Here is a 24,552-nt window from a genome sequence, read left to right on the forward strand (position 1 = left end):
CGCTGGGTAGTGTCAGCGTTGGGACATTTCATCTCTTCCCGCAAGGCACCAGACAGGACACGACATGAGCAACACCCAAACCGCCGCCGAACCAAAGACGTCGTCGCGCAAGCGATGGAACGCCACGGATCTGGGGCTGATCGCAGTCTTCGCCGCCCTCGTGGCAGGATCGGCGCTCATCGCAGCGATTCCCGTCGGCGGCCTTGGCGTTCCGATCACCCTGCAGACCCTCGCAGTCATGCTGACAGGGCTGGCCCTTGGCCCGGGACGCGCCTTTGCCGCCGTCGGCCTCTACGTCCTGCTTGGCCTCGCCGGGCTGCCGATCTTCAGCGGCGGCCGCAGCGGACTGGGGATCCTTGCCACGGCTTCCGCCGGCTATATCATTGCTTTCCCCCTGGCCGCCGCCGCTGCAGGCTGGCTGGCGACGATCGTCCTTCGCCGTACCGCCAAGGCCCGTACCGCCCTATTCTTTGCCTGCGCGATGGTGAGCAGTATCCTGCTGGTCCACACGCTGGGCGTGCTGGGCATGGTAGTCAACGGCAAGCTGGCCCTGTCCAACGCCTTTATCGCCGACCTTGCGTACTACCCCGGAGACATCCTCAAGAATGTGCTCGCCGCCGTGGTGGCCGTCGCCCTTCATAAGGCATTTCCGGACCTGCTGATCCGACGCGTCAAGTAGGGGCCAACAAAGCGGGAATTCAGGCAAGCAAGGACCAGGAAACGTGGATTCCATACTTTTTGACGATGTAACCGTGGCTGTCACCATGGACGGCCGCAGCGAGCCCAAGGTGCTCCTGCAGGATATTTCGCTGCAGGTCTCCGAACGCCGCGTCGCCGTCATCGGAGCCAACGGCTCAGGAAAATCCACCCTGCTACGGCTGATCAACGGCCTGGTTGTCCCAAGCTCCGGACGCGTCACGGTCAACGGGGCCGATACGGTTCGGAATGTCCGGAGGGTGCGGGCCGACGTCGGCTTTGTCTTCACCGATCCGCTGTCCCAGCTTGTCATGCCCACCGGGCGGGAGGACGTTGAGCTGTCGCTTCGGCGCACAGTCCGCAATGCCACGGAGAGGAGGGCGAAAGCCGAGGCAGCCCTGGCACGCTTTGGACTGCTTCCCTTGGCGGATCAGAGCATCTATGAGCTCTCCGGCGGAGAGCGACAGCTCCTGGCCCTCGCTGCGGTTCTCGCCGTGGATCCGCAGATCCTCGTCCTCGATGAACCGTCCACCCTGCTGGATTTGCGGAACCGCGAGCTCCTTAGGCGCACCCTGGCCGACTTGGACCAGCAAGTCATTCTGTCCACCCATGACCTCGAGCTCGCCTTGGATGCGGATCGTGTACTGGTAGTGGACCAGGGATCAGTGGTGTTCGACGGCGGTCCCGCCGAAGGAGCCGCCTGGTACAAGGCCCTGTGCACCCGCGAGGTGGCCCGGGGATGAGGGGACACGGGTTCCTGCTGGCGAACTATGTGCCGGGATCATCGCCCGTTCACCGCGCTCCCCTCTGGGCAAAGTTCGTGCTGGTGGCCGTCTGCGGCGGAGCCTCGTTCCTCATTGCGGACTGGTTGGTGTCCGCGGCTGCCCTGGCTGCCCTGTGCGGGGTCTTCCTGCTCTCCGGCGCGGGTGTGCGGCGCCTGCTGAGGGCCGTCTGGCTGGTTGCGCCTGTGCTGGCGGCCATCGGCCTGTTCCAATGGTGGCAGCTTGGCGGGCCGGTTGCGGGGAGGATCGTCCTCAACGTGCTGCTCTGCATCGTGGCGGCCTCCGTGCTCACCGCTACGACGCCGGTCCAGGACCTCCTTGACGGGGTAGTGTCCCTGGCCAGGCCGTTCCGGCGGTTCGGAGCCGATCCCGAGCGCTTCGCGCTGACCATAGCCATCATGCTGCGCAGCATTCCCTTTATCGCGGGCGCCTTCGCGGATGTACGTGATTCGGCGCGTGCCCGTGGCCTTGAACGGAACCCGCGTGCGCTTGTGCTCCCGGTGTTTATCACAACGGTGGCCTACGCGAGGCAGACCGGGGAGGCACTGGCCGCTCGCGGGCTGGGCGAGGCTGACGAGTAGCCGGGTCTTCCGGCAAAGCTCGATGAGTGAACTCCCGGGACTACAGCTCCGGGATTACAGCTCAGGGAGGTACCGGAAGAGGGCAGCTGTGCCCATCCCGCCGGCAATGCTGATCATCGCCAATGCCAGCTTTTCGCCGTCAGCCACAGGACCGGCGTCGCTCGCCGCGTCAAAACGATGTCGGGCCTGGGCCAGCAGACGCGTCACCAGGACCGCCCCGGACGCGCCGTAGGCATGACCGAGCGCCAGCGCGCCGCCGTCGAGGTTCACCCGCTCAGGCGCAATCTCCAAGGCATCGAGGCAGGCCAAAGCCTGTGAGGCGAATGCCTCATTGAATTCCACGAGGTCAAGCCGGTCCGAAGCCAAGTCGTGCGATTCCAGTAGCCGTTCGGCGGCAACCGAGGCCCCGATGCCGAGCAACCGCGGATCGACGCCGGCGGTATCGCTTCCCAGAACCAGGAGACCGTCAGCGGCTCCGAGTTCGCGGGCGCGCCTGAGTGAGGTGATGACGACGGCGGACGCCGCGTCGGCGTCGAAGCAGGAGTTCCCGGCCGTTACCGTACCGCCCTCCACGAAGGCTGCGGGGAACCGCGCGAGGACCGATGGGGTCAGCGATGTTCTCGGTCCGCCATCAAGCGTGACTACGTCCGATCCCCGGCCATCCCGGAGCGGCACCGTCTCGCCCCTGAACACCCCACTGGCCCGGGCCACAGAGGCACGTGCATGGCTCGCAAGCGCGAAGGCATCCTGCCTTTCACGGGAAATACCGAACTCGCTAGCCACGTTCTCCGCAGCCACTCCCATGTCCGGGTCACCATAGGCAGCCGGCACGAAGCTGGCCCGCCGATAGAAGTCCGGCTCGCCGTCGTCGTTCCGATGCGCCCGGAGCGGCGCAGTGCTGATGCTTTCCACGCCTCCAGCCAGGTACACGCCGTCCCCGCCCGCCGCCACGAGCCGCGAGGCCAGGACTATCGCATCGAGCCCGGAGCCGCACTGCCTGTCAACGGTAATCCCGGGAACGCCCGGCGGAAGCCCTGCCTCCAGGGCAGCAAAGCGTGCCACATTGCCCCCGCCGCCCACCGCGTTGCCAATGATGACATCCGTGACATCCTCGGAGTGTAGGCCGGCTAGGTCGAGCAGGGAAGCGAGCACGGGCGCCAGCAAGGAGTGGGCACGGTACGTTTTCAAGGCTCCCCCGGACCGGCAAATGGGCGTGCGCAGTGCCGCGATGATGACCGGCTGCGTGGGATCGATGTCCCCTGGGGAACTGACGCTAGGCAAGGAGCCGTGCCCTCGCATCCTGGTTTTCGATCCAGTCCAGCAGCACCCTCCGGCTGACCTTTCCGCGGTCGGTCACGGGGAGTTCGGAGAGGCTGAAGTACTGCAGTGGACGCTTGTCGCGCGCCAGGAGTCCGTCAAGGCCGGTCTTCAGCTGGGTGGCCGTCAGGGCACCATGGGCAGGAACGATTCCTGCCACCACCTTCTGGCCACGTACGTCATCCGCCACGCCAGCCGCCACCGCCGCGGCGACTCCCGGCACGGCAGCCAGGGCCAACTCCACTTCATGCGGATACACGTTCTTGCCGGAGGTAATGATCATGTCCGAGCGGCGGCCCAGGATGTGCAGGACGCCGTCTTGCAGATACCCCTGGTCCCCCACGGTGTACCAGCCGTCGAAACAGCGAAGCGCCTTACCGTCGTCGCCCCAGAGATAGCCGTTGCTGACCATGCCGCTACGGACACAGATGTTGCCGTGGTCGCCGTCGGGAAGTTCTTTGCCTTCATCATCCAGGATGCGAAGTTCGACGCCGGGAAACGGCCGGCCAATCCCTGTTCCGCCCGCATCCAACGGCTCCCCCGCAGCGAGATGGGTGCCCGACACGAAACTGAGTTCCGAGGCTCCGTAATACTCGTGGATCGCAGCATTCGGCGCCCATCGGCGGGCAGCTTCCAGGGTCCGGGCATCCAGCTTGGAACCAGCACAGATGATGCTCCGGATGCCCGAGGCGTCCACGCCGCCCGTTAGGCCGCGTTCACTGAGCAGGCGCAGCATCGTGGGCACCAGTACCAGGCGAGTAACGCCGTCGTGGCTGATGGCGGCATGGGCGTCGCCGACGTCGAAGGTTTCCAACGTCTGGAACGCCGATCCCGCGTAAAGGCATTCGGACAGCGCGTAGAGGTTAAGGCTTGCGGCCAGCGGCCCCGGTGCCAGGGTCTTGTCCCTAGGCGTCAGGCCGAAGAATTCAATGGACGCTTCGAAGGAGGCCTGCCAGGAGCGCCTGGTACGGGTGAAGGCCTTCGGCACCGAAGTGGTGCCCGAGGTCAGTCCAATGAGGAAGTCTGATGCCGGATCGCCGTCCTCCAGCTTCTCCTCCCCCGACGCCCCTGCCTCGGGCCCCAATGCCTCAGGCCGGCCGGCTTCATGAAGGCGCTGCCTGACGTCGTCGATCATGGGTGCGGGCCAAGTGGGATCGAGGACGGCGCAACGCCGCTCCCCCGCCATGGCAGCCGTGAATGCCTCCACGAAAGCCAGGGAATTAGGTTCCGCAAGGACAGTGGTGGCCGGAGTTGCCGGGAGAAGCTGCGCTGCGGCGTCACGGAGGGCACTCCAGCTCAGGCCGCTGCCGCCGATGACGACGGCGGTGTCGTCCGGACGGTCCTCGGCCCATCGTTGAAGATTGTTCAGGAAGGGCATCGGTCGATTTTACCGTCCCTCACCGCTTCACGCCGCGTTCGTGAAGTCTACTGTAAGCAATATGAGTTTCGACGACCGAGCACAGCTCGACCCCTCGCAGGTGCAGGACCGCCGCGGAGGCCTTGGCCGCGGCACCAAGATTGGTGGAGGCATCGGCGGCGGGATCGTGGCCCTGCTGCTGGTGCTTCTAGGTTTCAACCCCCAGCTCCTGGACGGCTTCACAGGCGGTGGCCAGCAGCCGGGTGTCGGAACGCAGGGAACGGAAGGCACGGAGTCCTGCAGGACAGGGGCCGACGCCGACCAGCGGCTTGATTGCCGGATCACCGGGACCGTGAACAGCCTCAACGCCTTCTGGCCCGACTACCTGAGGGACTATGGCGTCCAGTATCCGCGTCCCGAAACGGTCCTCTTTACCGGCGGCACCCCAACGGGCTGCGGTGCCGCAACCAGTGAGGTGGGACCCTTCTATTGCCCGGCGGACACTACCGCTTATTTTGACCCCGGATTCTTCCAGGAGCTGGTTGACCGCTTCGGCTCATCCGGGGGACCCCTGGCTCAGGAGTATGTGGTGGCCCATGAGTTCGGCCACCATGTGCAGAACGTGCTGGGCTACTTGGACCGGGCGCAGCAGGATCCCCAAGGCCCCGAATCCGGCGCTGTGCGGACCGAACTGCAGGCCGACTGCTACGCCGGGCTGTGGGTGAAACACGCCACTACCCAGCAGGATCCCCAGACGGGCAGGCCCTTCCTCGATCCACTCACGCAACAGGACCTCCAGGATGCCCTCTCCGCAGCGGCCGCCGTCGGAGATGACAGGATCCAACAGGCAGCCACCGGCCGGGTTACTCCCGAGGCCTGGACCCATGGCTCGAGTGAGCAGCGGCAGAAGTGGTTCCAGATCGGTTTCACCACCGGTGACATCAACCAGTGCGACACCTTCGCCGTCGCCAGCCCCTGAAATTTAGCAATCGATGACAGCACGACGGCGGCCGGCCACCTTCCAGGGAAGGTGACCGGCCGCCGTCGTCGTTAGTAGGGGCCTTTGGACGGTTAGATGTTGAAGCCGAGGGCCCGCATCTGGTCCTTGCCGTCATCGGTGATCCTTTCCGGACCCCATGGCGGCATCCACACCCAGTTCAGGCGCCAGTCATCAACGACGCCGTCCAAGGCCTTGCCCACCTGCTCCTCGAGCACGTCGGTCAGGGGGCACGCCGCGGTGGTCAGCGTCATGTCGATCAGCAGGGCACCGTCTTCTTCGGAGTACTTCAGTCCGTAGAGCAGCCCAAGGTCAACGACGTTGACGCCCAGTTCGGGGTCAATGACGTCCTTGAGTGCCTCCTCGACGTCCTCAAGGCTGGTGCGCGCCGTGTTGATTTCGGTCATAAGGTGATCCTAACTAGGCCTGTACAGCCGGTGCAACGGCGACGCCGGCGCCTGCCGCATAGCGGTCGTAGCCCTCTTCTTCGAGGCGGTCGGCGAGCTCCGGGCCGCCCTCTTCCACAACCTTGCCGTCAACGAACACGTGAACGAAGTCCGGTTTGATGTAGCGCAGGATGCGGGTGTAGTGCGTGATCAGCAGGGTGCCCATGTTGCCGGTCGCGTGGGCGCGGTTGACGCCTTCGGAAACGACCTTGAGGGCGTCGACGTCGAGGCCGGAGTCGGTCTCGTCGAGGACGGCGAACTTCGGCTTGAAGAGCTCGAGCTGGAGGATCTCGACGCGCTTCTTCTCGCCGCCGGAGAAGCCTTCGTTGACGTTGCGCTGCGCGAAATCGGCGTCGATGCGCAGCTGCTCCATGGCTGCCTTGACGTCCTTGGTCCAGGTACGCAGGGCAGGCGCTTCGCCGTCGATGGCGGTCTTTGCGGTGCGGAGGAAGTTCGTCATGGTGACGCCGGGAACCTCTACGGGGTACTGCATGGCCAGGAAGACGCCGGCGCGGGCGCGCTCGTCCACGCTCATTTCCAGGACGTTTTCGCCGTCGAGGGTAATGGAGCCGCTGGTCACGGTGTAGCGGGGGTGGCCGGCGATGGTGGAGGCGAGGGTGGACTTGCCGGAGCCGTTGGGGCCCATGATGGCGTGCGTCTCACCGGTCTTGATGGTCAGGCTGACGCCTTTCAGGATCTCCTTGGTTCCCTGCTCCGTCTCAATGCTGACGTGCAGGTCCTTGATCTCAAGAGTTGACATGCTCTTCTTTCTTTTTCGTTCGTAAGTCTGGTGCAGGGTTGCCTGCGGTGCAGGTCCAGGACTGCCTAGTAGTTGACCACGGCCCTAGTAGTTGACTGCGGCACCGTTCAAAACATTGGTCACGTCCACGTACACGTCGTCACCGTCAAGCTCCACGGCGAAAACAGGCACGGGGTCGTAGGCAGGAAGCTGGAGCGGCTGGCCATTGCGCAGGTCGAACTGCGAGCCGTGGCCCCAGCACTCGATCGCACAGCCTTCCACCTCGCCCTCGGACAGGGAAATGTCCGCGTGGGAGCAGGTGTCACCGATCGCATGGATTTCGCCCATCGAGTCCTTCACGACTGCCACGGGATAGTCGTCGATCAGGATCCGCAGCGAGTGCTTGACCTGGATGTCGTTGGCGTTGCACACAAGTTCGCCCTTTGGCTTATCACTCATACTTTCCTGCCCGCCCGTTTCAGTGCTCGCTCGCGGCGAGTTCGCGTTCGACGGCCTCGGTCAGGCGCTCTTCGAGTGCAGGCACCTTGATCTTCTGGATGATCTCGTTCAGGAAGCCGCGAACCACCAGGCGGCGGGCGACGTCCTCGGGGATGCCGCGTGCCATGAGGTAGAACAGGTGCTCGTCGTCGAAACGTCCCGTGGCGCTGGCGTGGCCTGCGCCTTCGATCAGTCCGGTCTCAATCTCGAGGTTCGGCACGGAATCGGCGCGTGCGCCATCCGTCAGGACCAGGTTGCGGTTGGCCTCGTAGGTGTCGGTTCCTTCGGCTTCCTTGCGGATCAGCACGTCGCCCACCCAAACGGTGTGCGCGTTGCGGCCCTGCAGCGCACCCTTATAGAGCACGTTGGACTTGCAGTTGGCCACGGCGTGGTCAACGAACAGGCGCTGCTCAAGGTGCTGGCCGGCGTCGGCGTAGTAGAGGCCAAGCATCTCCGCTTCCGCACCGGGTGCGGTGAAGCGGGTGGAAGGAGTCACTCGTACGAGGTCTCCGCCCAGGGAGACGACGATGTGCTTGAACTTGGCGTCACGTCCCAGCTTTGCCTGCTGCGAGGAGGCGTGGACGGCGTCATCGTTCCATTCCTGGAGCGAAATAACGCTGAGTTCGGCGCCGTCCTCGACGACGATTTCCACGTTCTCGGAGACAACGGCCGTGCCCTGGTGGTCCAGGACCACCACGGACTTGGAGAAACGCTCTGCCACGATCACGATGTGCTGGGCCGATGCTTCGGTGCCCGAGCCGTTGATGAGGACGGACACTTCGCTGCTTGCCTGCAGTTCGGCGGGCACGGTGATGACGGTCGCTTCGGTGAAGTTCTCCCAGCCGTTGGCGGAGACGCGGTCCTCCGGGATGGCTGCGGTGCCGACGCGCTTGTCGTCGCGGCCGACCGTTTCGACGACGACGCCCTCGGGGGCGTTGACGCTGACCTTGGGTGCCGCACCGGTGAGTGCTTCGTTGTGGAGGCCGCGGAGGCGCTTCAAGGGGGTGAAGCGCCAGTCTTCCTCTAGGCCGGTAAGGGGCTTGAAGTCGGCCAGGTTGTAAGAGGTGAGCCGTCCGGCGCGTGAGCTGTCGGGAACGCCGACTCCCCCGCCGTGCGAGTGGCTCTTGACCGACGCCCCGCCAAGGGGACCCGCGGCAGGCGCAGCCGTCGTAGTGGTGGCGTCGCCTGCGTTAATGGGGGAAAGGCTTTCGCCTTCTTCGGTGAATCCGTTAATAAACGGCTGGGCTGAGGGCGCGCCGATGCGGGCCTTTTCAGTAGTGATATCAGTCATTATTAACCGACGGATCCTTCCATCTGCAATTCAATCAGGCGGTTCAGCTCAAGGGCATATTCCATGGGAAGTTCACGGGCGATCGGCTCAATGAAGCCGCGCACGATCATGGCCATGGCCTCGTCCTCAGGCATGCCGCGGGACATCAGATAGAAGAGCTGCTCCTCACTGACGCGGGAAACGGTGGCCTCGTGGCCCATGACAACGTCATCCTCGCGGATGTCGATGTACGGGTAGGTGTCCGAACGGGAGATGGTGTCCACCAGCAGCGCGTCGCATCGGACGGTATTAGCGGAGTGCTTGGCTCCCTCACGGACCTGGACCAGGCCGCGGTAGGCTGCGCGGCCGCCGCCGCGTGCGACTGACTTGGAGATGATGGAGCTCTTGGTGTTCGGAGCGATGTGGACCATCTTTGAGCCGGTGTCCTGGTGCTGTCCTTCACCGGCGAAGGCGATGGACAGGGTCTCGCCCTTGGCGTGCTCGCCAACGAGGTAGACGGCCGGGTACTTCATGGTCACCTTGGAGCCGATGTTGCCATCGATCCACTCCATAGTGGCGCCCTCTTCGCAGATGGCGCGCTTGGTCACCAGGTTGTACACGTTGTTGGACCAGTTCTGTATGGTCGTGTAGCGGACGCGGGCGCCCTTCTTCACGATGATCTCGACGACGGCCGAGTGCAGCGAATCCGAGGTGTAGATGGGAGCCGTGCAGCCTTCGATGTAGTGGACGTAGGAGTCCTCGTCGGCAATGATCAGGGTGCGCTCGAACTGGCCCATGTTTTCCGTGTTAATGCGGAAGTAGGCTTGCAGCGGGATCTCCACGTGAACGCCCTTGGGGACATACACGAAGGAACCACCGGACCACACGGCAGTGTTCAGTGAGGCGAACTTGTTATCGCCGACCGGGATGACCGTTCCGAAGTACTCCTGGAAGATCTCCGGGTGCTCCTTGAGGGCGGTGTCCGTGTCCAGGAAGATAACGCCCTGTGCTTCCAGATCCTCGCGGATCTGGTGGTAGACGACCTCGGATTCGTACTGGGCGGCTACGCCCGAAACCAGGCGGCTACGCTCCGCTTCCGGAATGCCCAGCTTCTCGTAGGTGTTCCGGATGTCCTCGGGGAGGTCTTCCCAGGTGGCCGCCTGCTTCTCAGTGGAGCGCACAAAGTACTTGATGTTATCGAAGTCGATGCCGGAGAGGTCTGCACCCCAGGTAGGCATGGGCTTGCGGTCGAAGTACTTCAGGCCCTTGAGGCGCAGGTCGAGCATCCATTCAGGCTCGCTCTTCTTGCCGGAAATGTCCCGGACTACCTCTTCATCGAGCCCACGGCGTGCATTGGCGCCGACGTCATTCTTGTCGGCCCAGCCGTATTCGTAGTTGCCGATGCCATGGAGCTCGGGATTCTTCTCCAGAATCTCCGAGATCACGGTGCCGTCGGCAGCCGCCTTCTCTGCTGTTCCTTCAGCTAATTGACCCGTCATCACGGCCTTTCTTGCTGGTTGTTGGATTCCTTGTCCAGGATGGCCGGCTGCACTGAGGAACCCTGGGGTTCCCGGGCGGCCGGACGGCCCGTAGGTATGTGGGTGGTGCAGACGTGACCGCCTCCAGCCAACGTTGACAGCCGGCGGACGTCGACGCCGACCAGTCGGGAGAAAACTTCGGTCTCGGTCTCGCAGAACACGGGAAACTGTGCCGCGAGCTGCTGTACGGGGCAGTGGCCCTGGCATAGCTGGACGCTGGAGAGCGCGGCCGGGAGCGGCGGCTTGGCCTCGATCGAGGCCGCCGAGGAGACGTAACCGTCGCGGCTCAAGGCCTTTGAAAGGGCCAGCGCGCGAGCGGTGATGTCATTCCCGGCGAGTTCCACTTCGGGAGTGTAACGGCGTTCCATATCGGAGAAGCGCTCGACGGCGAACTCCCGGATGGCTTCCTCTCCCGCCAGCTGCTGGAGCCGGTTAAGCGCGGAGCTGGCAATATTGAGGTAGTCATCGCCGAGTTTTGACTGGCCCTGGGAACTCAGCACGTAACGCCGGGCGGGACGTCCGGCGCCTGCGCCTGCCTTGGCAACTCGTTTGACCTCAATGACACCGTCCTTGGACAGATGGTCAAGGTGCCGACGGACAGCCGCAGGGGTGAATCCGAGCAGGTCTCCCAACTCGGCCGCGCTGACGGGCCCGTGTTCGAGCACAGCTGCGAGCACCCGGTCCCGGGTGCGGTCTTCCGCGTCAGGCAGGGACGTCACGACTGACGGCGCTGCCGCTGCACTGGGCCGCGCTGAGGGCACAGAAACAGAGTTGCTCATGGAATACACAACACAATCATGTCGTAATTTCATTCCCCCATCCAGTAAGGCTAGGCTGACCTGCGCCCACTTGCGGGCCGTGGTTCGGGCCATGGCTCGGGGCTGCGCTACGGTCTGGCGGGGGCCGTGCTTCGGCCAGCGACTGCCCACCCAACAGCACAACTTACTACTTCCCGTAGAATATTGTGGTGCGATCCCCCGACTCTCCAGTCCTCACCATCGAAGGACTCATTAAGGATGTTGGCCCGATGGCCAACCTTGACGGCAAGATGCTGCGGGTGGTCAGTGGCTTGTCGCTGCATGCCGAACGGGGACGAATCACAGCACTGCTGGGAGCCAACGGCGCCGGCAAGACCACAACGCTTGAATGCGCCCAGGGCCTGCAGAAACGCACTGGAGGCCGTATTTCCCTGCTCGGCGAGGACCCCGACACCGCCGATGCGGGACTGCGCGCCCGCGTCGGCGTTATGCTCCAGGACGGCGGCCTCCCGCCGTCGGCCCGCCCCCTTCCGCTCCTCCGCCACATTGCGGGAATGTACCGGAACCCGCTGCCCATCGATCCGCTGGTCCAGCGGCTTGGCATCGACACCTTTAGCCGTACCTCCATCCGCCGGCTCTCCGGCGGCCAGAAGCAACGGCTCGCACTGGCCGCTGCCCTGATTGGCAATCCCGAGGTCCTGTTCCTGGATGAACCGAGCGCCGGCCTGGACCCGCAGTCCCGGCAGATCGTCTTTGACCTCGTAGGAGAGCTCAGGGATGCGGGAATGGGCATCATCCTGACCACCCACCTTATGGACGACGCCGAGCGGCTGGCGGACTACGTCTACATCATCGACGCCGGACGGAACGTCACCGAGGGTACGGTCTCCGAGCTGCTCCGCTATAAGACGGCCGCCGGTGAGGGCATCAATGAACGCGCCCTGTACTTCGAGGCTGCTCCCAGGCTGGACTTCACCGGCGTGCTTCGCTCCGCTGTAACGGTCTCTGAAACCCGGGCCGGTAGCTACACAGTGAGCGGCTCCCTGGAACCCGGCGACCTCGCTGCCCTCGCTGCCTGCTGGGCTGAGCGCGGCATTATGCCGTCTTCCATGCGCCTCGAAGCACGCAGCCTCGAAGACGTTTTCCTGGACATCTCCGGAAGGGACCTCCGATGAGCGGACTTGTCAACGGCCTGGCCACGTCCGGAGCCGGGAAACAGTCTCCTCGGCTCCCGTCGTCGATCCTGCGCCGGATTGTGCTCCAAGGGAAGTACGAGACCCTCGCCATGGTCCGCAACGGCGAACAGCTGATCCTGGCAGTCATTCTTCCTTTGCTGGCTTTGTTCGGCCTGACAGTCACCCCGTTCCTCGACGGCCTTGGCTCCAGCAGGATCGACGTAGCGACCCCGGGCATCCTGGCCCTGTGCGCCATGTCCACGGCTTTTACGGGACAAGGTATCGCCACGGGTTTCGACCGCCGCTACGGAGTGCTGCGCTTCCTCTCCACCACGCCGCTGGGCCGGACCGGCCTCATCCTGGGCAAGGTTCTTGCCGTCCTGGCTGTGCTGGTCCTGCAGGTCATCGTGGTTGGAGGGGCCGCCGTCGCCCTGGGCTGGCAGCCGCGGGCGGACGGCTGGCTTCCGGGCCTGACCCTCCTTGTCCTCGGGGCCGCGGCCTTTACCTCACTCGGGCTGCTGGTTGCCGGGACGGTCCGCCCCGAAGCGACGCTGGCAATCACTAACCTGCTGTGGATCCTGCTGGGGGCCTTGGGCGGTATCGTGCTGCCCGCCGAACGACTGCCCATACCTGCCCAAAACATCGTGCACTACCTGCCGTCCGGCGCACTGGGACAGGCCCTGAGGGACGCCTTCCTCCATGGCGCTGTGGCATGGACGTCGACATTCATCCTGCTCGCGTGGACCGTCGTCGCTTCCCTGGCCGCGATTCGCTGGTTCAAATGGAACTAGGGTTCACATGGAAATAGGCGATCACGTGGCAACCGGCCAAACACACAAGGAATCGAGAAAACTGTGAGCACGGCTTCACGCCTTCCTCAGACCCTTCGGCGACTTGCCGGCAAGCTCCCGGCAGAGGTGGACAACACTATCCGACGGCTCGCCGTGCTTTCCCTGATCGGGCAGACCGTCCTGGTAGTCACCGGAGGTGCCGTGCGCCTGACCGCCTCAGGTCTTGGCTGCCCTACCTGGCCGCGCTGCACCGCCGATTCGCTCGTGAACACTCCCGAGATGGGCATCCACGGCTTCATCGAGTTCGGCAACCGCCTGCTGACCTTCGCCCTAGCCGCCGTAGCGGCGCTGATGCTCGTCTACTTATGGAACCTTCGCAAGGAACGCCGGGACCTGTTCCTACTGGCCTTGGGGCTACTCGCAAGCATTCCGGCCCAGGCTGTCATCGGCGGCATAACCGTCCTGACCCGCCTGAACCCCTGGGTGGTGGGCCTGCACTTCCTGGTCTCCATGGCCCTAGTGGTGTTCGCCACACTGCTCGTCAACCGGGCATACGGTCGAACGGGCCAATTCATGACAAGGATCCATGATCCGCTCCCCGGTGCGCTTCGCCCCATCATGATGGCTGTCGCCGTCTTCTCCGCCATCGCGGTCATGCTCGGCGTCGTGGTGACTGGCGCCGGACCGCACGCCGGTGATGCCGACGCCCCACGCAACAACCTGGACTGGGACCTGTTCTCGCACATCCACGCAGTACCGGCCTACCTCATCACGGCGGGGACCGCCGTCGCACTGGTCCTGGTCCTGCTACACGGGATCCGCGGGGCTTTCCGCACGGCAGTGTTCCTGCTGCTCGGCGTCACGATACTTCAGGCGATCATCGGCTTCACGCAGTACTACAACGGAATCCCTGCGTTGCTGGTCGGCGCGCACATGCTCGGTGCTGCCCTGCTGATGTCAGCGGCGACCAACGCTGCGGATATCGCCCGCTTCAGCCCGGTTAAATAGGGTCTGCCCCTTCCACCCGACGCTCCCTCACGTCTGGTGCGCCTTTTTCCGACGTTCTTTCACGTCTGTGCCGCCAAGCCAACACCCTCCGTCAAGTCTGGTAAGGACGGTTCCAGCGGGCCGGCGGGAGGTGAGAGAGGGTGTTTTGGCTAGCCGGCGATGATCGGTGAACCGACGAACGGGTCCACTGCGAGGGCGATGAAGAGAAGCGTCAAGTAGCTGATGGAACCGTGGAAAACCTTCATGGCACCCTTGTTGGATACCTCGCCGCCCTGGGCCTTGTTATAGAGGCTGTGCGATTCATACAGGAACCAGGCGCCCGCGACCACTGCCGCCACCGTGTAAACCCAACCTGCGCGGCCCACGGGAACCATCAGCAGCGAGCAAGCCACCATGGCCCAGGCGTAGAGAACCACCTGCACGGACACGACCTTGGCGCCTGCAATGGCACCGAGCATGGGGACATTGGCGTTGCGGTAGTCCTCGCCGTAGCGCATGGACAGGGGCCAGTAGTGCGGGGGCGTCCAGAGGAAGATAACCATGAACAGTACGACGGCGGGCCATTCCACAGTGTTGGTCACGGCGGACCAGGCGATCAGGACCGGGAAGCAACCGGCCGCACCGCCCCATACGATGTTCTGTGCGGTGCGGCGCTTGAGGATCATCGTGTAAATGACCACATAGAAGAGGATCGCTCCAAGACCGAGCCAGGCTGACAAGGGGTTCGCCCCAAACCAGAGGATGGCGATCGAAGCGGCGCCCAGGAGCCAGGCGAACACCAAGGCCTCGCGCGGGGTGACCTCGCCCGTGACAAGCGGGCGATTTTCCGTCCGGTGCATCAGCTTGTCGATGTCGCGGTCGATGTAGCAGTTGAAGACGCCCGCGCTGCCGGCGGCGAAGGCGCCACCAACCAGGGTGGCGACAATGAGTCCCAGGGACGGGAATCCGCGCTGGGCGAAGATCATCGTGGGAAGAGTGCTGACAAGAAGCAGTTCGATGACACGGGGCTTCGTCAGTGCCAGATACGCCTTGAATTTGCGGGCGACGCCTCCCTTGCGGGCCGGCGCGGCATTGAAGGACGTATCTGTTGTGCTCACGTTGGCAGTCACTCTGTTCTGTCTTGGTGTTCTCGCAGCGGCGGGATCAGATCTTCAGGCATGGCTGGCTCCGCCCGTGCGGCTGGTGGCCTCCAGATATCATACAGTGGGCCCCGACGGTAGCCTGCACTGCCCGGCAGCTCCCGTGTCGCCCATTGTTCCGAACACGTTTCGACTAATTCACCCAACCCCGAACACGGCGGTGATTCATAAAAGGGAATTTGCGTCCATTTATTGAGATTCCTCCTGACCAGCCAATGGAATCGGGCTAAGCTGTCACCAGATCAGCACGCAACAGCACTGCAGTCCTGAGCTCTATGGGAAACCGTATTCTTGCCCTGCTTTGAGCGGCTGAATGATAGATCAACGTTTCAATGGTGAACGGCTGGTAGACATTTCGCAGCGGGAGCCATACCTGTGCCCCGGGATCGGCCTGTCCATTTCGCCTGCCGTCAGCACAGAGAGGGGCCCGGTTTTCGTGCCACATTTGGAAGAGCAAGAACTGTCATGGACTGATTTGGACCAGCGGGCGGTAGACACGGTCCGCGTCCTGGCAGCCGACGCTGTCGAAAAGGTGGGCAACGGTCACCCCGGCACTGCCATGAGCCTCGCCCCCGCCGCATACCTTCTCTTCCAGAAGCTGATGCGCCACGATCCGAAGAACCCGGACTGGATCGGCCGTGACCGGTTCATCCTGTCTCCTGGCCACACCTCGCTGACCCTTTACATCCAGCTGTTCCTTTCGGGGTACGGGCTGGAGCTTAAGGACCTCGAGGCCCTTCGCACCTGGGGCTCCCTCACGCCGGGCCACCCTGAGTACAAGCACACCGCGGGTGTGGAGATCACGACCGGACCGCTGGGCCAGGGCCTGGCCTCTTCGGTCGGCTTCGCGTATTCGCAGCGCCGCCAGCGCGGCCTGTTCGACGCCGATGCTCCCGCCGGCGAGAGCCCGTTCGACCACACCATCTGGGTGATCGCCTCCGACGGCGACCTCCAGGAAGGCGTGACCTCCGAGGCTTCCTCGCTGGCCGGCCACCAGGAGCTGGGCAACCTGGTTGTTATCTACGATGAGAACCACATTTCCATCGAGGACGACACCGACATTGCTTTCACCGAGGATGTCCTGAAGCGCTACGAGTCATACGGCTGGCACACCCAGCGCGTTGACTGGACCCGCACCGGTGACTACAAGGAGGACGTCCAGGAGCTCTACTCCGCGCTGCTGGCTGCCAAGGCTGAGACCTCCAGGCCGTCCATCATTTCGCTGCGCACCATCATCGGCTACCCGGCGCCGAAGAAGCAGAACACCGGCAAGATCCACGGTTCAGCCCTGGGCGCCGAGGAAGTGCATGCGCTCAAGGAAGTTTTGGGCTTCGACCCCGCGAAGACCTTCCAGGTTGACGAAGACGTCCTGGCCCACGCCCGCCAGGTCGTGGAGCGCGGCGCCGCAGCCCGCGCCGAATGGCAGAGCACCTTCGAGGCCTGGCAGACCGCCAACCCCGAGGGCGCTGGCCTGCTGGAGCGCATCGAAGCCAAGAAGCTTCCGGTGGAGCTCGACGCCGCCCTGCCGACCTTCGAGGCGGGCAAGGACGTGTCCACCCGCGCCGCATCCGGCAAGGTCCTGAACGCCATCGGACCGGTGCTGCCGGAACTGTGGGGCGGTTCGGCTGACCTCGCCGAATCCAACAACACCACCATCGAGGGATCGCCGTCGTTCATCCCGGCCTCGCGCTCCACGCACGCCTGGACCGGCAACCCGTATGGCCGGGTGCTGCACTTCGGCATCCGCGAGCACGCCGCTGCGTCGATCGTGAACGGCATCGCCTTGCACGGCCGGACCCGCGCGTTCTCCGGTACGTTCCTCATCTTCAGCGACTACCAGCGTCCGGCCATCCGCCTCGGCGCACTCATGGGCGTCCCTTCCCTCTATGTCTGGACCCACGACTCGATTGGTCTTGGCGAAGACGGGCCAACCCACCAGCCCGTGGAGCAGCTTGCCTCGCTGCGCGCCATCCCGGGCCTTGACGTGGTCCGCCCGGGCGACGCCAACGAGGTCGCGGCGGCCTGGAAGACCATGCTGGAGAACCACGAGAACCCGGCCGGCATCGTTTTGACCCGCCAGAACATCCCCACCTACGCCCGCGGCGAAGGCCAGGCCAGCGGCGACACCTTCGGCTCCACGGCCGGCGTCGCGAAGGGCGGCTATGTGCTCGCCGAGGCGTCCAAGGATGGCCAGACGGTTCCCGCGGACGTCATCCTCATCGGTACGGGCTCCGAGGTCCAGCTCGCTGTCCAGGCCCGCGAAGCACTCCAGGCTGAAGGCGTCGCCGCCCGTGTGGTCTCCATGCCGTGCGTGGAGTGGTTCAACAAGCAGGACGCCGCCTATCGCGAATCCGTGCTCCCGGCAGCTGTGAAGGCGCGCGTCTCCGTGGAAGCCGGCCTCGCCCTGGGCTGGAAGGAAATCGTCGGCGACGCTGGACGTTCCATCAGCCTGGAGCACTTCGGCGCCTCGGCTGACTACAAGCGGCTCTTCAAGGAGTTCGGCATCACCGCCGAAGCCGTGACGGCCGCGGCCAAGGACTCCCTCGCAGGCCTGTCGGCCTGAAAACCTGAATTTCAAGGAGAACTGAAAATGACTACCACCCCCACGCAGAAGCTTTCCGACATCGGCGTCTCCATCTGGCTTGACGACCTGTCCCGTGAGCGACTCTCCAGCGGCAGCCTGCAGAAGCTGATTGACGAGAAGAACGTCGTTGGTGTCACCACCAACCCGAGCATCTTCCACCAGGCGATCACCACCGGCCACTACTACGACGGCAAGATCGCCGAACTCGCGGCCAAGGGCTCCAGCCTCGAGGAGACCATCTTCGAGATCACCACCACCGACGTCGCCGATGCCTGTGACCTCTTCGCCCCCGTGGCCGCCGCCACGAAGGGCGTCGACGGCCGCGTCTCCATCGAGGTGGACCCCCGCCTTGCCTGGGACACTGCCGGCACCATCGCCGAGGCCAAGCACCTGTACAAGCGGGTCGGCAAGGACAACGTGCACATCAAGATTCCGGCCACCCTTGAGGGCCTCGAGGCCATCACGGCCACGCTCGCCGAGGGCATCAGCGTCAACGTGACCCTGATCTTCTCCCTGGAGCGCTACCGCGCCGTCATCAATGCCTTCCAGTCCGGCCTGGAGCAGGCCAAGGAAAACGGGCATGATCTCTCCAAGATCCACTCCGTTGCCTCGTTCTTCGTCTCCCGCGTGGACACCGAGATCGACAAGCGCCTGGACAAGATCGGCACCGACGAGGCCAAGGCCCTGAAGGGCAAGGCCGGCGTTGCCAACGCACGCCTGGCCTACCAGGTCCACGAAGAGCTCTTCTCCACCGAGCGTTGGGCTGTGCTGGCTGAGGCCGGCGCACTCCCCCAGCGTCCCCTCTGGGCCAGCACCGGCGTCAAGGACCCCGCCTACCCGGACACCCTGTACGTCACTGAGCTAGCCGCCCCCGGCGTGGTCAACACCATGCCGGAGAAGACCCTCGAAGCCACGTTCGACCACGGCGTCGTCACCGGCGACACTGTCACCGGAACCTACAACGAGGCCAACGCCGTCCTGGACGCCCTGGAAGCAATCGGCGTGTCCTACAACGACGTCGTCGCCGTCCTCGAGTCCGAAGGCCTCGACAAGTTCGTCGCCAGCTGGAAGGAACTGCTCGGAGACGTCGAGGGCGCCCTCGCTTCTGCACGGAAGGCTTCCTAATCCACATGAGCACACTCAGCTACGACGTCACCGGTGCCGCGCAGCAGGCCATCGAGCAGCAGATCCAGACCCTCGTCGAAGACAGGATCGCTAGCCGGATTTTCGCCAAGGACCACACACTGTGGGGTCCTGATGCGGAATCCGAGTCGGCCATCCGCCTTGGCTGGGTTGAGGCGGCCACCGTCTCGCAGGCCCTCGTCGGCGAGATCCTGGAACTTCGGAACTCGCTGAAGGCTGACGGCGTCACCCATATTGTCCTCTGCGGCATGGGTGGCTCTTCGCTGGCCCCCGAGGTCATTGCCGGTACCGCTGGCGTCGAGCTGACCGTGCTTGACAGCACTGACCCTGAACAGGTCAGTGCTGCCCTGGCGGACCGCCTGGCGGAGACAGCAATCGTCGTCTCGTCCAAGTCCGGTTCTACCGTTGAGACTGATTCGCAGCGCAGGATTTTCGAGCAGGCCTTTAACGACGCCGGGATCGATGCCAAGAGCCGCATCATCATCGTCACGGATCCGGGTTCCCCGCTGGACAAGGCATCCCGTGAAGCTGGCTACCGTGCCGTCTTCAATGCCGACCCCAATGTAGGCGGGCGCTTCTCCGCACTGACCGCCTTCGGCCTGGTTCCCAGTGGACTGGCCGGGGTCGATATCCAGGCCTTCCTTGACGAAGCCGAAGAAGCGGCAGAGGTCCTGAATGAGGACTCCGCCGACAACATCGGCCTGGCGCTCGGTATCGCGCTTGGCGGGACCAGCCCGCTGCGCAACAAGATCGTCATCGCCGAGGACGGATCCGGCATAGTCGGCTTCGCAGACTGGGCCGAACAGCTCATTGCCGAATCCACCGGCAAGCTGGGCACCGGGGTCCTTCCTGTCGTCGCTGGATCGGACTCGCCCGAGGCGAAGCTCGGCGCCGACGACATCCTGGTGATCCGCCTGGTTTCGGCTGATTCCGACGCCGAGCTGCGCGAAAATGAGGTCGCCGTCGCCGGCGGCCTGGCCTCACAGATGCTCGTGTGGGAATTTGCTACCGCCGTCGCCGGTCGACTGCTGGGCATCAACCCGTTTGACCAGCCCGACGTCGAAGCCGCGAAGGTGGCCGCGCGCGGGCTCCTGGACGCCCGTCCCGAACCGACTCCCGCCAACTTCGTCGACGGCGCCGTAGAGGTCCGCGGCGGCGCCTGGCTGGGCGATGCCGCGTCCGCAGAGGAGGCCGTTGAGGCGCTCCTGGCGGAACTTGCCAGCGACGGCTACCTCAGCGTCCAGGCTTATTTCGACCGGATTGCGTACGCGCCGCTCGAGGGCGTCCGTGACCAGCTTGCAGCCGTCACCGGTAGGCCCGTCACGTTCGGCTGGGGACCGCGCTTCCTGCACTCCACCGGTCAGTTCCACAAGGGTGGACCCGCCATCGGTGTCTTCCTCCAGATCACGGCAGCGTCCCCGACGGACCTTGCCATTCCGGAACGTCCCTTCACGTTCGGCCAGCTGATCGCAGCCCAGGCTGCCGGTGACGCCCAGGTGCTGGAGGATCACGGACGTCCCGTGCTCCGCCTCCACCTCACCGATCGCGCGGCCGGCGTTGCACAGCTCCAGGACATCGTCGCTGCTCTGGCCGGCCAGGCCAGCGCGCTCGAAAGCTAAGGCACAGAAGCAAACCATGCCAGAAACTGAAAACGGCAGGAAGGCTGCCGGTCGCCGCAATCCCCTCAGGGATCCGCGCGACCGGCGCCTCAGCCGCATCGCAGGCCCCTCTTCCCTCGTATTCTTCGGCGTCACCGGGGATCTTGCCCGCAAGAAACTCATGCCGGCCGTTTACGATCTCGCGAACCGGGGCCTCCTGCCGCCGAGCTTCGCACTGGTGGGCTTTGGCCGTCGCGAGTGGGACAACGAGGAATTCGCCGCCGAGGTAAAGGAAAACGTCAAGGCCCACTCGCGAACGCCGTTCGATGAGGCCGTGTGGAACCAGCTGTCCGAGGGCATCCGGTTCGTGCAGGGAGAGTTTGACGACGACGGCGCGTTCAAACGCCTGCGGGAAACCCTGGATGAGCTTGATGAGCACCGCGGAACCCGTGGCAACCACGGCTTCTACCTGTCCATTCCGCCGAAGGCGTTCGAGCAGGTCTGCCGGCAGCTGTCCAAGCACGGACTGGCCGAGGCTCCCGCCGGGCAGTGGCGTCGCGTTGTCATCGAGAAGCCCTTCGGCCACGACCTCGAGTCGGCCCGGCAACTCAATGACATCGTGGAGTCCGTATTCCCGCAGGATGCCGTGTTCCGAATCGACCACTACCTTGGCAAGGAAACGGTCCAGAACATCCTGGCGCTGCGATTCGCCAACCAGCTGTTCGAGCCGCTCTGGAACGCCAACTACGTCGACCACGTCCAGATCACCATGGCCGAGGACATCGGGACAGGCGGCCGTGCCGGCTACTACGACGGCGTGGGCGCGGCGCGGGACGTCATCCAGAACCACCTCCTGCAGCTCCTGGCCCTGACCGCCATGGAGGAGCCCATCTCCTTCAACGCGAACGATCTGCGTGCCGAGAAGGAGAAAGTTCTCGCAGCCGTGAAGCTGCCGGAGGACCTCTCCACGCATTCCGCCCGCGGACAATTTACGGGTGGTCTCCAGGGCGGCGAAGTGGTCCAGGGCTACCTTGAAGAAGACGGCATCCCTGCCGACTCCAAAACCGAAACCTATGCCGCGATCCGTGTGGACATCAACACCCGCCGCTGGCATGGCGTGCCCTTCTACCTTCGCGCAGGGAAACGCCTGGGACGCCGCGTCACGGAAATCGCCGTGGTCCTTAAGCGTGCCCCCAACCTGCTCTTCCGCGATCACAGCGAAGACGACTTCGGACAGAACGCCGTGGTCATCCGGGTCCAGCCCGATGAAGGTGCAACCATACGCTTCGGATCCAAAGTGCCGGGGACCCAAATGGAAGTCCGCGACGTCACGATGGACTTTGGCTATGGTCACTCCTTTACGGAATCCAGCCCTGAAGCGTACGAGCGACTCATCCTGGACGTCCTCCTGGGCGAGCCGCCGCTGTTCCCGCGGCACGAGGAAGTAGAGCTGTCCTGGAAGATCCTGGATCCCTTCGAGGAATACTGGGCCAGCCTGGATGACCAGCCCGAACCCTATGCTCCCGGCAGTTGGGGACCGGCTTCAGCCGACGAGTTGCTTGCCCGCGACGGACGAACCTGGAGAAGGCCATGATCGTAGATCTTCCCGACACAACTACCTCCAAGATCTCCAAGAAGATCACCGCCCTGCGTGAACAGGGCGGTGTCATCGCCCTGGGCCGGGTGCTCACCCTTGTGGTAGTCACCAAGTCCGGGCTTGAGGAGGAAGCCATCGAGGCGGCCAACGAGGCCAGCCGCGAACACCCCTGCCGGATCATAGTCATGGCCGATGCCGGCAGCGAGGCCCCCGACCGCCTTGATGCACAAATTCGCGTAGGAGGCGACGCGGGTGCCTCCGAGGTGATTGTCCTGCGCGGTTACGGCCGGCTGGCGCATGAGAGCGAATCGCTGGTCAACGGGCTGCTCCTGCCAGACGCTCCCATTGTTGCCTGGTGGCCTCACGGTGCCCCCGAGAACGCCTGCGAAACCTCTATCGGCAGCATCGCACACCGCCGCATCACCGATTCGGCCAACGAGCCTGATCCGCGTGCTGCCCTGGAACGCATCCGTTCGACCTACAAAGCCGGAGACACCGATCTGGCCTGGACGCGGTTGACCAACTGGCGCATCCAGCTTGCCGCTGTCCTTGACCAGGTGGACGATGCGCCGGTGACGGCGGTCGCCGTCGAAGGTGCCTCCGACTCCCCCAGCACCCTGCTGCTGGCCTCCTGGCTGTCCCTGGCCCTCGACGCACCCGTTGACATTGTCGCTGATCCGGCGGGAACCGGTATCCGTCGCGTGCGGCTGACGCGCGAATCCGGAGATGTGCAGCTGGTCCGCCCCGGCCTGACGGTAGCGGAGCTGACCCAGCCGGGTCAGCCTTCCCAGCGCATCTCGCTGCCCCGCCGCAGCCTGAAGGACTGCCTCGCCGAGGAGCTCCGCCGCCTGGACCCCGACGACGTTTTCGGTGAAGTGATTACTATGGGACTGCCACGAACCAACAAAAGGAGTGACCGTCCCAGTGACAGCTGAACCCAGAGTAAGCATCCATCCTGACTCAACAGTTCTCATGGCCGCCATCGCGGCACGGCTGATCACCAAGCTGGTGGACGTCCAGGACAAGCATGGCGAAGCCACAGTGGTCCTCACGGGCGGCACTGTCGGGATCGGAACGCTGAAGGCTGTTGCTGACTCCCCCGCCGCACCCGCAGTGGACTGGTCGCGTGTGAACTTCTGGTGGGGCGACGAGCGCTTTGTGCCTGCAAACGACGCTGACCGGAACACACTACAGGCCTACAAAGCTCTTCTGTCCCACATTCCGGTTGATCTTGCTCGCGTGCATGAACCGGGTTCCTCGGATGATTTCGCCTCGGCCGACGAGGCCGCGAACGACTATGCCCAGCGACTCAAGGCGGCCGCCGAGGCGGAGCATGCAGCTGATACCTCCGACAACCGTCTGGAGGAGGCCGGCGAGCTTCCGCGCTTCGATGTCCTCCTGTTGGGCGTGGGTCCGGATGCCCACATCGCGTCCCTGTTCCCCGAGCAGGCGGGTATCAGGGTCAAGGATCGTACAGTGGTGGGGGTAGAAAACTCACCCAAACCGCCCCCGTCACGCATTTCCCTGACGCTGCCTGCCATCAACTCCGCGCAGGAGATCTGGATGGTCGTGGCCGGCGAAGACAAGGCCGGGGCTGTGGGCCTTGCCCTTGCCGGCGCAAACCCGGTCCAGGTTCCGGCCTCCGGGCCGAAGGGCCGCTCACGGACCCTCTGGCTGATCGACGAAAACGCCGCCTCCCGTGTCCCCCAGCAGCTCGTCCGCAAGGATCCCGCGGGCGCGTAGCCTGTCAAGCGCTCCAGCCAGGACCTCTTCAGCGTCCTGGCTGGAGCGTCTTTCTTTAACGTAATCCAAGTGGCTCTTGAAGGCCTCGTCCTCATGCCGTGCAGCAGGCGCCGTCCCCTGGATCCTGCAGGATGCTCCGCCACACTTCGGGCAGTCCCATTCGCGGGGTATCTGTTCTTCCGGCAGCTTAAGGAAAACAAGCCGCGTCTCGTGTCCTTTGGCGCACCAATAGGAGATACGAATACGCGGCAGGCTTTCGCCGGTGCTGCTGCCGGGCTGGTTTTTCGGAGTCGATCCGGCTTCTACACCCACCCGTGTGCCCCGGAAACCTGACGAGCCATGAACCATCGGGAACCCCTTGCTTGCTGTGGCTAAGCGGCCTGAAGGCCAATAGCCACAGTTTAGTGCGGGGATCCCGACGGCGGCAGTACCCGGTTCAGACCGGCTGGTACACCACAGGTGCCGGGAACTCCAGGGAAGCGGGCAGGGTTAGGAGTCGCCTCCGGACGTAAAGCGCATAAGCAGTCCCAGGGCGATAATCACCACGCCCCAGGTGACACCGAGAATGATGGTGAACCGGTTCAGGTTCTTCTCCGCTACTCCTGATGAGCTCAGTCCGGAACTCATGCCACCGCCGAACATATCGGACAGGCCGCCGCCGCGTCCCTTGTGCAGCAGAATGAGCAGCGTCAGCAAAAGGCTGGTGATGCCCAGCAGGATCTGCAGAATGACATGAAGAACGTCCACGACGGCCTTTCGGAAAGATTGGATAGCGGGAGCGGAACCTTCAGCCGG

General features: G+C 64.3%; 24 protein-coding genes. 13 read left to right on the forward strand and 11 right to left on the reverse strand.

The window, feature by feature from the left end:
* Nucleotides 1-64: 64 nt before the first annotated feature.
* Genes J7E82_RS04925 through J7E82_RS04935 form a run of 3 tightly spaced genes read left to right on the forward strand, consistent with a single transcriptional unit; the run spans nt 65 to nt 2,059 of the window.
* Nucleotides 65-679, forward strand: coding sequence for a biotin transporter BioY (locus tag J7E82_RS04925; RefSeq protein ID WP_214861026.1), 615 nt, complete (start codon nt 65-67; stop codon nt 677-679).
* 43 nt (nt 680-722) lie between these two features.
* Nucleotides 723-1,439, forward strand: a complete 717-nt coding sequence (locus tag J7E82_RS04930) for an energy-coupling factor ABC transporter ATP-binding protein (RefSeq protein ID WP_214861028.1) — start codon at nt 723-725, stop codon at nt 1,437-1,439.
* Nucleotides 1,436-2,059, forward strand: a complete 624-nt coding sequence (locus J7E82_RS04935) for an energy-coupling factor transporter transmembrane protein EcfT (RefSeq protein WP_214861030.1) — start codon at nt 1,436-1,438, stop codon at nt 2,057-2,059. Before J7E82_RS04930 ends, J7E82_RS04935 begins: the two co-directional genes overlap by 4 nt.
* A 54-nt stretch (nt 2,060-2,113) precedes the next feature.
* Here J7E82_RS04935 and J7E82_RS04940 read toward each other — a convergent pair whose 3' ends face one another.
* The gene (locus tag J7E82_RS04940; protein ID WP_214861032.1) at nt 2,114-3,358 is read right to left on the reverse strand and encodes a thiolase family protein; all 1,245 of its coding nucleotides are present in this window, start codon (nt 3,356-3,358) and stop codon (nt 2,114-2,116) included.
* Complete coding sequence (locus J7E82_RS04945) at nt 3,333-4,754, reverse strand: class I adenylate-forming enzyme family protein (RefSeq protein ID WP_214861034.1); 1,422 nt, start codon at nt 4,752-4,754, stop codon at nt 3,333-3,335. Before J7E82_RS04945 ends, J7E82_RS04940 begins: the two co-directional genes overlap by 26 nt.
* A 61-nt stretch (nt 4,755-4,815) precedes the next feature.
* Here J7E82_RS04945 and J7E82_RS04950 point away from each other — a divergent pair, with 61 nt between their 5' ends.
* On the forward strand, nt 4,816-5,712 hold the full coding sequence (locus J7E82_RS04950) for a neutral zinc metallopeptidase (RefSeq protein WP_214861036.1): 897 nt from the start codon (nt 4,816-4,818) through the stop codon (nt 5,710-5,712).
* Between the two features lie 92 nt (nt 5,713-5,804).
* On the opposite strand, the gene J7E82_RS04955 is transcribed toward J7E82_RS04950, so the two are convergent.
* From J7E82_RS04955 to J7E82_RS04980, 6 genes are all read right to left on the reverse strand, one after another.
* A complete protein-coding gene (locus J7E82_RS04955; protein ID WP_214861038.1) occupies nt 5,805-6,137 on the reverse strand; it encodes a metal-sulfur cluster assembly factor in 333 nt (110 codons plus the stop codon).
* A 13-nt stretch (nt 6,138-6,150) separates the two neighbouring features.
* Entirely contained in the window at nt 6,151-6,936 is a 786-nt protein-coding gene (gene sufC / locus J7E82_RS04960; RefSeq protein WP_214861040.1) for a Fe-S cluster assembly ATPase SufC, read from the reverse strand.
* An 84-nt stretch (nt 6,937-7,020) separates the two neighbouring features.
* Nucleotides 7,021-7,374: a non-heme iron oxygenase ferredoxin subunit gene (locus tag J7E82_RS04965; protein WP_214861042.1), complete on the reverse strand. Its 354-nt coding sequence runs from the start codon at nt 7,372-7,374 to the stop codon at nt 7,021-7,023.
* A 19-nt stretch (nt 7,375-7,393) separates the two neighbouring features.
* Nucleotides 7,394-8,704: a Fe-S cluster assembly protein SufD gene (sufD, locus tag J7E82_RS04970; RefSeq protein WP_214861044.1), complete on the reverse strand. Its 1,311-nt coding sequence runs from the start codon at nt 8,702-8,704 to the stop codon at nt 7,394-7,396.
* A gap of 2 nt (nt 8,705-8,706) precedes the next feature.
* Complete coding sequence (gene sufB, locus J7E82_RS04975) at nt 8,707-10,182, reverse strand: Fe-S cluster assembly protein SufB (protein ID WP_214861046.1); 1,476 nt, start codon at nt 10,180-10,182, stop codon at nt 8,707-8,709.
* The gene (locus J7E82_RS04980) at nt 10,182-11,000 is read right to left on the reverse strand and encodes a metalloregulator ArsR/SmtB family transcription factor (protein ID WP_214861048.1); all 819 of its coding nucleotides are present in this window, start codon (nt 10,998-11,000) and stop codon (nt 10,182-10,184) included. Before J7E82_RS04980 ends, sufB begins: the two co-directional genes overlap by 1 nt.
* 188 nt (nt 11,001-11,188) lie before the next feature.
* Here J7E82_RS04980 and J7E82_RS04985 point away from each other — a divergent pair, with 188 nt between their 5' ends.
* The 3 genes from J7E82_RS04985 (at nt 11,189) to J7E82_RS04995 (ending at nt 13,953) form a co-directional block, all read left to right on the forward strand.
* Entirely contained in the window at nt 11,189-12,154 is a 966-nt protein-coding gene (locus J7E82_RS04985; protein ID WP_214861050.1) for an ABC transporter ATP-binding protein, read from the forward strand.
* Nucleotides 12,151-12,945: an ABC transporter permease gene (locus J7E82_RS04990; RefSeq protein ID WP_214861051.1), complete on the forward strand. Its 795-nt coding sequence runs from the start codon at nt 12,151-12,153 to the stop codon at nt 12,943-12,945. The genes J7E82_RS04985 and J7E82_RS04990 overlap by 4 nt, the downstream gene beginning before the upstream one ends.
* Nucleotides 12,946-13,008: 63 nt before the next feature.
* Nucleotides 13,009-13,953 (forward strand): heme A synthase, encoded by a 945-nt coding sequence (locus tag J7E82_RS04995; protein ID WP_214861052.1) that lies wholly within the window; start codon nt 13,009-13,011, stop codon nt 13,951-13,953.
* Nucleotides 13,954-14,102: 149 nt separating this feature from the next.
* Here J7E82_RS04995 and J7E82_RS05000 read toward each other — a convergent pair whose 3' ends face one another.
* A complete protein-coding gene (locus tag J7E82_RS05000) occupies nt 14,103-15,062 on the reverse strand; it encodes a heme o synthase (RefSeq protein ID WP_214861054.1) in 960 nt (319 codons plus the stop codon).
* A 475-nt stretch (nt 15,063-15,537) separates the two neighbouring features.
* On the opposite strand from J7E82_RS05000, the gene tkt reads away from it, so the two are divergent.
* From tkt to pgl, 6 genes are read left to right on the forward strand one after another with little or no spacing between them, the layout of a single operon-like run.
* A complete protein-coding gene (gene tkt / locus J7E82_RS05005; protein ID WP_214861292.1) occupies nt 15,538-17,655 on the forward strand; it encodes a transketolase in 2,118 nt (705 codons plus the stop codon).
* Between the two features lie 27 nt (nt 17,656-17,682).
* Entirely contained in the window at nt 17,683-18,801 is a 1,119-nt protein-coding gene (tal, locus tag J7E82_RS05010) for a transaldolase (protein WP_214861056.1), read from the forward strand.
* 5 nt (nt 18,802-18,806) lie between these two features.
* Nucleotides 18,807-20,438 (forward strand): glucose-6-phosphate isomerase, encoded by a 1,632-nt coding sequence (locus J7E82_RS05015; RefSeq protein ID WP_214861058.1) that lies wholly within the window; start codon nt 18,807-18,809, stop codon nt 20,436-20,438.
* Nucleotides 20,439-20,454: 16 nt separating this feature from the next.
* Nucleotides 20,455-22,011 (forward strand): glucose-6-phosphate dehydrogenase, encoded by a 1,557-nt coding sequence (zwf, locus tag J7E82_RS05020; RefSeq protein WP_214861060.1) that lies wholly within the window; start codon nt 20,455-20,457, stop codon nt 22,009-22,011.
* Nucleotides 22,008-22,949, forward strand: coding sequence for a glucose-6-phosphate dehydrogenase assembly protein OpcA (locus tag J7E82_RS05025; protein ID WP_214861062.1), 942 nt, complete (start codon nt 22,008-22,010; stop codon nt 22,947-22,949). Before zwf ends, J7E82_RS05025 begins: the two co-directional genes overlap by 4 nt.
* On the forward strand, nt 22,939-23,757 hold the full coding sequence (pgl, locus tag J7E82_RS05030; RefSeq protein WP_214861064.1) for a 6-phosphogluconolactonase: 819 nt from the start codon (nt 22,939-22,941) through the stop codon (nt 23,755-23,757). Before J7E82_RS05025 ends, pgl begins: the two co-directional genes overlap by 11 nt.
* On the opposite strand, the gene J7E82_RS05035 is transcribed toward pgl, so the two are convergent.
* The gene (locus J7E82_RS05035; protein ID WP_214861066.1) at nt 23,674-24,105 is read right to left on the reverse strand and encodes an RNA polymerase-binding protein RbpA; all 432 of its coding nucleotides are present in this window, start codon (nt 24,103-24,105) and stop codon (nt 23,674-23,676) included. The genes pgl and J7E82_RS05035 overlap by 84 nt on opposite strands.
* A gap of 141 nt (nt 24,106-24,246) precedes the next feature.
* Entirely contained in the window at nt 24,247-24,504 is a 258-nt protein-coding gene (gene secG, locus J7E82_RS05040; protein WP_214861068.1) for a preprotein translocase subunit SecG, read from the reverse strand.
* Nucleotides 24,505-24,552: the final 48 nt, after the last annotated feature.

The organism is Arthrobacter sp. ISL-30 (genome assembly GCF_018613855.1).
In the GTDB taxonomy this organism is placed as follows: Bacteria; Actinomycetota; Actinomycetes; order Actinomycetales; family Micrococcaceae; genus Arthrobacter.